General features: G+C 39.4%; 8 protein-coding genes, 1 tRNA gene and 2 pseudogenes. 6 read left to right on the forward strand and 5 right to left on the reverse strand.

All coding sequences use genetic code 11. The features are described from left to right. Nucleotides 1-3 precede the first annotated feature (3 nt). Nucleotides 4-1,113, reverse strand: a complete 1,110-nt coding sequence (locus BZK24_RS07175; protein WP_077657012.1) for a pyridoxal-phosphate-dependent aminotransferase family protein — start codon at nt 1,111-1,113, stop codon at nt 4-6. A gap of 146 nt (nt 1,114-1,259) precedes the next feature. Here BZK24_RS07175 and BZK24_RS07180 point away from each other — a divergent pair, with 146 nt between their 5' ends. The 6 genes from BZK24_RS07180 (at nt 1,260) to BZK24_RS07205 (ending at nt 6,565) form a co-directional block, all read left to right on the forward strand. Continuing rightward, on the forward strand, nt 1,260-1,736 hold the full coding sequence (locus BZK24_RS07180) for a phosphatidylglycerophosphatase A family protein (RefSeq protein ID WP_077657013.1): 477 nt from the start codon (nt 1,260-1,262) through the stop codon (nt 1,734-1,736). Between the two features lie 76 nt (nt 1,737-1,812). Continuing rightward, the gene (locus BZK24_RS07185; RefSeq protein ID WP_077657018.1) at nt 1,813-2,856 is read left to right on the forward strand and encodes a D-alanine--D-alanine ligase; all 1,044 of its coding nucleotides are present in this window, start codon (nt 1,813-1,815) and stop codon (nt 2,854-2,856) included. Next, the gene (gene estV / locus BZK24_RS07190) at nt 2,856-3,581 is read left to right on the forward strand and encodes a lipase EstV (protein WP_077657014.1); all 726 of its coding nucleotides are present in this window, start codon (nt 2,856-2,858) and stop codon (nt 3,579-3,581) included. The genes BZK24_RS07185 and estV overlap by 1 nt, the downstream gene beginning before the upstream one ends. Beyond that, complete coding sequence (locus tag BZK24_RS07195; RefSeq protein WP_077657015.1) at nt 3,568-5,049, forward strand: Mur ligase family protein; 1,482 nt, start codon at nt 3,568-3,570, stop codon at nt 5,047-5,049. The genes estV and BZK24_RS07195 overlap by 14 nt, the downstream gene beginning before the upstream one ends. 9 nt (nt 5,050-5,058) lie before the next feature. Continuing rightward, nucleotides 5,059-5,544: an HIT family protein gene (locus BZK24_RS07200; protein WP_077657016.1), complete on the forward strand. Its 486-nt coding sequence runs from the start codon at nt 5,059-5,061 to the stop codon at nt 5,542-5,544. Between the two features lie 64 nt (nt 5,545-5,608). Then, the gene (locus BZK24_RS07205; RefSeq protein WP_077657017.1) at nt 5,609-6,565 is read left to right on the forward strand and encodes a ribose-phosphate pyrophosphokinase; all 957 of its coding nucleotides are present in this window, start codon (nt 5,609-5,611) and stop codon (nt 6,563-6,565) included. 12 nt (nt 6,566-6,577) lie between these two features. Here BZK24_RS07205 and BZK24_RS07210 read toward each other — a convergent pair. From BZK24_RS07210 to BZK24_RS09680, 4 genes and pseudogenes are all read right to left on the reverse strand, one after another. Then, nucleotides 6,578-6,654: transfer RNA gene (locus BZK24_RS07210), tRNA-Ile, on the reverse strand. Continuing rightward, a complete protein-coding gene (locus tag BZK24_RS07215) occupies nt 6,616-7,761 on the reverse strand; it encodes an FtsW/RodA/SpoVE family cell cycle protein (RefSeq protein ID WP_077657019.1) in 1,146 nt (381 codons plus the stop codon). Before BZK24_RS07215 ends, BZK24_RS07210 begins: the two co-directional genes overlap by 39 nt. Nucleotides 7,762-7,783: 22 nt before the next feature. Continuing rightward, nucleotides 7,784-8,594, reverse strand: a pseudogene (locus BZK24_RS07220) (DUF697 domain-containing protein); the annotation flags it as partial. Between the two features lie 7 nt (nt 8,595-8,601). After that, nucleotides 8,602-8,679 (reverse strand): annotated as a pseudogene (locus tag BZK24_RS09680) (GTPase); the annotation flags it as partial. Nucleotides 8,680-8,807 lie beyond the last annotated feature (128 nt).

Below are 8,807 nucleotides of genomic sequence, written 5' to 3' on the forward strand. Positions count from 1 at the left end.
TCCTTAAATTTCGTAATATTGCTTCAAAAAGGTTGTATTCGCCGCGCCGTCAAATTTTCTTAAATCCAAATCGTTTAAGGCTAACTCTAGGGCGTTTAAGGCGTAAGCGCTTTTATAAACAGGAATGATCCCCATGTGGTTGATGCGAATGAGCGCGTCTTTATAAGGCTCTTGACCGCCCGCAAATTGCACCTGGTATTTTTCTTTCAAAAGGTTTTTTAACTCTTTGGCATGCTCGCTAACAATCGCTGTCATGCTCAAGCTCGGGCTTTTAGGGAAAATCTTTAAACCCAGTGCTAAAACGGCTTTTTGAGTGGCTAGAGCGGTTCGTTTAGTCTCTTGATAGAGCGCTTCAAAGCCCCCTAAATTCTGCACCAATTCAAAATAGCGTTGCAACCCTAAAGTGTGTAAAATAGGAGCGGTGTAGCTCGTGGTGTTGTTTTTTTGGTTTTTCAATTCGCTCTTCAAATTGAAATAAAACCCCACATTGCGTTCTTCTATGCGATCAATCGCCTTTTGGCTCAATGCGACTAGGCTCATCGCAGGAGGCAGCATGAACGCTTTTTGACTCCCTCCAATGAGCGCATCAACATGCGTTATTTCTAAAGGCTCAACCCCTAAAGCGGTGATCGCATCTACGATCACAAAAACATTCGGGTTAGTTTCTTTGATCGCTTGAGCGATTTTTTCTACAGGGTGTCTTAACCCCCCACTAGACTCGCATGCCTGAATGCAAAACGCATCAATATTGGGGTTGGCTTTAAGCGCGTTTAATATTTCATCCACTTGAGCCGGTGTGTCCCATTCATAAACTAATTCATGGGCTTTGATAAAGTGGGCTTTAGCGATCTTGCCAAACCTTTCGCCAAACTTACCCGCATTAACAAACAGCAACTCTTTTTGACACAAGGAAATCACACTCGCTTCCATAGCCCCTGTCCCGCTGCTGCTTAGAAGCAAAACTTCTTCTAAACCGGTCATTTTTTTTAAATTTTCTCGCACGCTTTGGAAAATCTTTTCAAAATCTTTGGTGCGGTGGTGGGGCATTGGCTGAGAAAAGCTTGAGCGCATCTCTTCGCTAATGGCTACAGGGCCTGGAGTGAAAAGCAACATTAAAATTAACCTTTAATTTTTGAGAGAATTTAAAAGCTATCATACTAAAACGCGCTTAAAATTAAGCCTTATTGTTTAAGAAAATCGCTTTTTGATGCAAATAAAATGCTAAAATGCCATGGTTTAAAAAGAATTTAAGGCAATGATTGGATAAATTTAATCTTCGTGCGTGTTTTTTAACCCTTTTTTTTAGCGGGTATTCTAAAAAAGCTCCTGGAACGATAGGGAGTTTAGTAGCGTTGTTACTAGGCTTACCCGTTTTATTTTTTTCGGCTAACACTTTGTTTTTAGGGGCGGTTTTTGTTGGGCTTATCGCTATTACTCAAATAGATAAGGAAGAAGAAGAGACTAAGAGGCATGACAGCTCTTACATCGTGATAGACGAATTAGTGGGCATGTGGATTGCGATGGCGATTAGTGGGCTATCGTTAGCGGGTGTGATCTTGAGTTTTATCTTTTTTAGGATCTATGATATTACTAAGCCCTCACTCATTGGCAAGATAGACAAAGAAGTTAAAGGAGGCTTGGGGGTGGTTGCTGATGACGCTTTGGCCGGGGTTTTAGCGGGATTGAGCGCGTTATTAGTCATCAGTGTTTTAGGATTTTTTAACATTAAACTTTAATTTTAAGAAAATTCAAAAGCCTTTTTTTAGGTAAAATAGATAGACTTGATTGCAATCGTTTTTAGGGAGTTTGATCGTGGAGTTTTGCGTTTTATTTGGTGGGGCGAGTTTTGAGCATGAAATCAGCATTGTGAGCGCGATCGCGCTTAAAGGAGTGTTAAAAGATAGGATTAAATATTTTATTTTTTTAGATGAAAACCATCATTTTTACTTGATTGAAGAATCCAACATGCATTCAAAATACTTCGCTCAAATCAAAGAAAAAAAATTACCCCCCCTAATGCTGACACACAATGGTTTGCTTAAAAACTCGTTTTTAGGCGCTAAGATAATAGAATTGCCTTTAGTGATCAATCTCGTGCATGGGGGCGATGGCGAAGACGGGAAATTAGCGAGCTTGTTAGAATTTTATCGTATCGCTTTTATAGGCCCTAGGATTGAAGCGAGCGTGCTGAGTTATAACAAATATTTAACCAAGCTTTACGCCAAAGACTTAGGGGTAAAGACTTTAGATTATGTTCTTTTGAATGAAAAAAACCGCGCTAACTCCCTGGATTTGATTGGGTTTAATTTCCCTTTCATTGTCAAGCCCAGTAACGCCGGAAGCTCTTTAGGGGTGAATGTTGTGAAAGAAGAAAAAGAATTAAATTACGCTTTAGACAGCGCGTTTGAATATTCTAAAGAGGTCTTAATAGAGCCTTTCATTCAGGGCGTGAAAGAATACAATTTGGCCGGCTGTAAGATCAAAAAGGATTTTTATTTTTCCTATATTGAAGAACCTAACAAACAGGAATTTTTAGATTTCAAACAAAAATATTTGGATTTTTCACGCAATAAAGCCCCTAAAGCGAACCTTTCTAACGCCCTAGAAGAACAATTAAAAGAAGATTTTAAAAAACTCTATAACGATTTGTTTGATGGTGCGATTATCCGTTGCGATTTTTTTGTCATAGAAAATGAAGTGTATCTTAATGAGATCAACCCCATTCCTGGCAGTTTAGCCAATTATTTGTTTGATGATTTTAAAACAACGCTAGAAAATTTAGCGCAATCATTACCCAAAACCCCTAAAATCCAAATCAAAAACTCTTATTTGTTGCAAATCCAAAAGAATAAGTAATGGCCAAACGCAGTATCGCTTATTTGGATAGCGTTTTTGACATTTCCTACACTTTTATAGACCACCATAGCCCTTTAAACGCCTTGTTTTTGCATGGTTGGGGGAGTTCTAAAGAAATCATGCAACAAGCGTTTCAAGGCTGTTTTTTAAATTACAACCATTTGTATGTGGATTTGCCCGGCTTCAATCAAAGCCCTAACGATGAAAAAGTCTTAGAGACTAAAGATTATGCTAATATCATCAATTTATTCTTAAAAAGCGTGGATAAAAAAGCGCATGTCGTTTTTGGGCATAGCTTTGGAGGGAAAGTAGCGATCTTGTGTGAAAACGAACGGATGGTTTTATTGAGTAGCGCCGGGATTTTAGAGCCAAAACCCTTAAAAGTGCGTTGTAAAATCCTTTTAGCTAAAATCTTTAAAAAATTAGGCTTGAATTTAGGGTTTTTGAGGAGTAAGGACGCTATGGGGCTTAATCAAGCGATGTATGAAACCTTTAAAAAAGTAGTTAGCGAAGACTTTAGCGATCATTTCAAACGATGCGAGAAAGAAGTTTTATTATTTTGGGGTAAAGATGATAAAGCAACCCCCTTAAGCTCCGCTCAAAAAATGCAAACCCTATTGAAAAGAAGCGCGTTATTCGTTTTAGAAGGGGATCATTTCTTTTTTTTAAACCAAGCAAAAGAGGTTGAAAAACTAGTGGAGAATCATTATCATGCAAAGTCTTAGTTGGCTGAATTTAGCGTTCCGTTGGCTCTTTATAACAGGGCTTGGCTATTATATAATGACTTTATTGCAATGGTATCATTACAGCGTGTTCAGGATCTTAACCAAGCACCACAAAATGCGTTGGCATGGGATTTATTTTCTCTTGCCTTTAGTGGTGTTTATCCTATCGTATGCTTTCAAAATGCCGTTTGTTTTTGATTTCTTTTGCGGCGTGATTCAAATGCCCATGCTCATTGTTTGGGCCAAACGCAACGACAAGCCTTTAGTTTTCACGCCAAGAGTGAAGCGCTTTTTCATCTTCTTGTTACTCTTTTTAATCTTGCATGAAATCTTAAACACAGAATTAGTCCCTTTGAATGGGATTTCGCTCGCGCTGGGCTATTTGTGCTTGTTCATACTCGTTTTAAGCGCTTCTTTAATCTTTGAAAAAGTCTTATCCAAGCAGTATTTGCAAACCGCTAAAGATAAAATCGCCTCTTTAAAAAATTTAAAAGTCATCGCCATTACAGGAAGCTTTGGGAAAACCAGCACTAAAAATTTCTTGCATCAAATCTTACAAACCCAATTCAACGCGCATGCAAGCCCCAAAAGCGTCAATACCCTTTTAGGCATTGCGAACGATATTAATCAGAATTTAGACGATAAGAGCGAAGTCTATATCGCTGAAGCCGGGGCAAGGAATAAGGGCGATATTAAAGAAATCACCCGCCTCATTGAACCGCACCTTGCCGTGGTCGCAGAAGTGGGCGAACAGCATTTAGAATATTTTAAAACTTTAGAAAATATTTGCGAGACTAAAGCGGAATTATTGGATTCCAAGCGCTTAGAAAAAGCCTTTTGTTACTCTATAGAAAAAATCAAACCCTATGCCCCTAAAGATAGCCCTTTAACAGATGTTTCTAGCCTAGTTAAAAACGTCCAATCCACTTTAAAAGGCACTTCTTTTGAAACGCTTTTAGATAGCGTTTGGGAAAGCTTTGAAACGAAGGTTCTAGGGGAGTTTAGCGCTTATAATATCGCTTCAGCGATTTTAATCGCTAAGCATTTAGGATTAGAAACTGAAAGGATCAAACGGCTTGTTTTGGAACTCAACCCTATTGCCCATCGTTTGCAACTTTTAGAAGTGAATCAAAAAATCATTATAGACGATAGCTTTAATGGGAATTTAAAGGGCATGTTAGAGGGCATTCGTTTAGCGAGTTTGTATGAAGGGCGTAAAGTCATTGTAACACCGGGATTAGTGGAAAGCAATATAGAAAGTAATGAAACTTTAGCGCAAAAAATAGACGAGGTTTTTGATGTCGCTATCATCACAGGGGAGTTGAATTCCAAAACGATTGCTTCACAATTGAAAACCCCCCAAAAAATCTTACTCAAGGATAAGGCGCAATTGGAAAATATCTTACAAGCCACCACGATTCAAGGCGATTTGATTTTATTCGCTAATGACGCCCCTAATTACATTTAGGAAATGAACATGCAACATTTATACGCTCCTTGGCGCGAAAGTTATTTGAAAGAGAAAAATAAGAGTTGTGTCTTTTGTGAAATTTCTCAAAACCCTACAAAAGATTCAGAAAACAGAGTGCTTTATAGAAATAGCGATCTCTTTGTTGTGATGAACGCCTACCCTTATAACCCAGGGCATTTGTTGATCATTCCCCATGCGCACAAGGCGAGCGTTGAATTTTTAGAGCTGAATACTTGGCTGAATATGAATGCATTAGTGCCTAAAGCGTTAAAAGCGTTGTATGCTTATGGCGCTCAAGGGATCAATTTGGGTTTGAATTTGCACAGAAACGCCGGAGCAGGAATCCCTGAGCATTTGCACATGCATTTAGTGCCTAGGTTTTTAGGCGATAGCAATTTTATAAGTGTTATCGCTCAAACTAGGGTGTGTGGGATTGATTTAAATGAAACCTATCTTACCTTAAAAAACTTATTAGAAAAGGAGCTTGGTTGAAAACAAACGCTTTTAGTTTGGGTGCGCTACAATTGATTTTAATTCATTTTAGGGAGTGTAAGCGATGAAGGCGTGTGGGTTTAAAACAAAGATGCGTGGGTTTAAGATTTTTTCAGGGAGCGCTCACCCTGCATTTGGCAAAGAAGTGTCAAAGCATTTAGGCATTCCCTTATCCAAAGCGGTGATAGGCAAATTCAGCGATGGCGAAATCAATATCCAAATCAGCGAATCGGTGCGCGGTAAGGATATTTTTATTATCCAGCCCACTTGCGTGCCGGTTAATGACAATTTAATGGAATTGTTAGTCATGGTAGATGCTTTAAGGCGCAGTTCGGCCAATTCTATCACAGCGGTGTTGCCGTATTTTGGCTATGCCAGACAGGACAGAAAAGCGGCTCCAAGAGTGCCTATCACGGCTAAAATGGTCGCTAATTTGATGCAAGAAGTGGGGATTGAAAGGATCATTACGATGGATTTGCATGCCGGGCAAATCCAAGGCTTTTTTGATGTGCCGGTGGATAATTTATACGGATCTATCGTTTTTAGAGATTATATCCGCTCTAAAGCGTTAAAAAACCCTGTGATCGCTAGCCCTGATGTGGGTGGGGTTACAAGAGCCAGGTATTTTGCTAATCAAATGGGCTTAGATTTAATCATCGTGGATAAGCGCCGTGAAAAAGCTAATGAAAGCGAAGTGATGAATATTATCGGCTCAGCAAAGGAGCGCGATGTGATTTTAGTGGATGACATGATTGATACCGCAGGCACGATCTGTAAAGCCGCTTTGGCTCTAAAAGAGCAAGGGGCGACTTCTGTCATGGCGTTAGGCACGCATGCGGTTTTGAGCGGGAATGCAATCAAGCGCATTAAAGAAAGTGCGTTAGATGAAGTGGTGGTAACTAACTCTATCCCTTTAGTTCAAAAATGCGATAAAATCACCACCTTAAGCGTAGCGTCCTTATTTGCGGAAGTGATCAGAAGGATTTATCATAACGAAAGCGTCCAATCGCTTTTCACTTAAAAAAAGCGGGAGTGGTGGATTCTGTAGGACTTGAACCTACGACCAATCGGTTATGAGCCGAGCGCTCTGACCAGCTGAGCTAAGAATCCAAAATTCCCAAAGGATGGTTTGCTATTGTATCCAAAAATATAGCGAAAAGCAAGCAGGTTTTCTAAGATCCCAAATAGGATCATAAAAGTGATAAAACTGCTCCCCCCGTAGCTGAATAAGGGTAAGGGAATCCCCACCACAGGGGCTAACCCTAAAGTCATGGCGATATTCACGCTGGAATAAACAAAGATTAAAATAGAAATCCCAAGGGCTACAATCTTTAAAAACCAATCGCTGTTGCTTTCAAACAGATAAAAAAATAAATGCAAACTCAAGCCTATATAAATCGCAAAAAGCAACATAGCCCCTAAAAACCCAAAACGCTCCACGAAGTAAGCAAAGATAAAATCGCTCGTTGCAATAGGCAAGAATTTGAATTTGGTTTGCGTGCAAGTCTCTTTAGATTTGCCTAAAAACCCGCCTGAACCTATAGCGATAATGGATTGCATGACATGGTAATTAGGCTTTTCAGAAAGAAAGTCTGCGATGCGCTTTTTTTGGTAATCATGCAAAAAATGATAAGCGATAGGCGAAGCCACTAAAAGAGCGACAAAAAGAGGGAGCCACACCCTAGTCCTTAAACCCACGATAAGTAAAATCCCAAAACCCATAATCAGCACAATAAGAGCCGTGCCTAAATCAGGCTGTTTTAAAATCAAAGCCGCCGGTAAGCAAATGTAAAAACTAAGCTTTAAAAACATACCCCAATCATAGCCTTTAAAAGGGGGTGGGTTGATTTTAATCAAATGCGCCAATAACAAAAGGATAGCGATTTTCACGGGTTCGCTAGGCTGTAAAGTGATAGAGGTAAAGGGAATGACTAGCCATCGTTGCGCCCCAAGCTTGCTTGATCCCATAAAATCCACTAACGCTAATAAAATAACGCATGCCCAATAAAACATAAAGAGCCACCGATCGAGCTTCCTGAAAGGGATAAAAAACACGATCCAAAAGAGAAGAAACCCTATCGCATAATAAACCCCTTGCTTTAAGCTCAAAGCCGCGCTGCTCTCAAAAATCAATAAGAAAGAAACCGCCAACAAGGGGACGATAAACACAAAAGGCAAGAAATCAAAATGCATCCAGATTCTTTTGTCTAATGCCATGCGTTTTTCATCACCCCTAATCTTATGGTTTTAATTTTTTGATGGTATCCAAACTGAGATAACTCTCCTTAAAAAGAGATTTTATCGTATCCATTGCAGGCAATTCCACTTCGCCCGTCTCATCGTTAAAGCACTTTTCTAGCACTTTCAAATAAGCAAACCCAATGCCTTCTGTAATAATCGCAGCGGTTGCACCCCCTGCAACACTCCCCACAACAGGAATGAATTTAAGGAAGCCATTAACGAGCGTTCTCCCCACTTGCGCGACTGCGGTTACGCCTAACAATCCGGTGATGAGCGATGTGGCTACAGAATCTTCGATTTTCACTCCAAAAGCGTCATTCATTTTGTAGATCATTCCTTCTTGAATGGGCGCAATAGCGAGCGCATCGCTAAAAGGTATGGGGATAAGCCCAGCCGCTCCAGCGGCTCCTGATGCAACATGGATAATGGTTTTACTTTCTTCTATCATAGCTTGTTTTCTTGCTTGGATATTAGCTTTTTGAATCCGCAAGAAATGCTTTTCTTTGTTTTTCTCAGCTTCTATCAAGCATTTTTTCGTTTCATCTACCAATTCTTCTAAACCTTCAACAGGGACTTTCAACCCCCTAAATAAAAACGCAACGGAATTGACTCTCGCATAGGCTTTGATAAAACCTTTAAACCCTCATTCTTCATCTATGATCTCTTTAGTTTCTTTAACAAAGGCATCGCCGGCTTCGGCTTGAGTGTTTGTGAAAACGAAAATCGTTGGAATATTCCAATTTTTAGCAAAGCTTAATAACTCTCTCTTGAACCCTAGGATAAGACTCTAGAATGCACAAATACGCTATATGAGAGATATTCAGAAAGCTTATCTATATTTAACTCGCCCATTTTTTTATTGAACGCACCGCCTAAAAAATTATCATGTTCCATTAAAACCCCTTTATAGAATGATTTAAGATATAAGGATTATGGGTTATAGAGTATTAATAACTAATGAATAGAAACATGATTTTTTAAGGTTTTGAGTAAAATAATGGTTTTTAAAAATGCAAAAAGAG

Origin of the sequence: Helicobacter pylori, assembly GCF_001998165.1 — a bacterium.
Taxonomy (GTDB): domain Bacteria; phylum Campylobacterota; class Campylobacteria; order Campylobacterales; family Helicobacteraceae; genus Helicobacter; species Helicobacter pylori_DL.

Excerpts from the sequence above, each read along its gene's own strand:
- BZK24_RS07175 (WP_077657012.1), bottom strand. The coding sequence starts at position 1,113 with ATGTTGCTTTTCACTCCAGGCCCTGTAGCCATTAGCGAAGAGATGCGC.
- estV (WP_077657014.1), top strand. The coding sequence starts at position 2,856 with ATGGCCAAACGCAGTATCGCTTATTTGGATAGCGTTTTTGACATTTCC.
- BZK24_RS07195 (WP_077657015.1), top strand. The coding sequence starts at position 3,568 with ATGCAAAGTCTTAGTTGGCTGAATTTAGCGTTCCGTTGGCTCTTTATA.
- BZK24_RS07200 (WP_077657016.1), top strand. The coding sequence starts at position 5,059 with ATGCAACATTTATACGCTCCTTGGCGCGAAAGTTATTTGAAAGAGAAA.
- BZK24_RS07205 (WP_077657017.1), top strand. The coding sequence starts at position 5,609 with ATGAAGGCGTGTGGGTTTAAAACAAAGATGCGTGGGTTTAAGATTTTT.
- BZK24_RS07215 (WP_077657019.1), bottom strand. The coding sequence starts at position 7,761 with ATGGCATTAGACAAAAGAATCTGGATGCATTTTGATTTCTTGCCTTTT.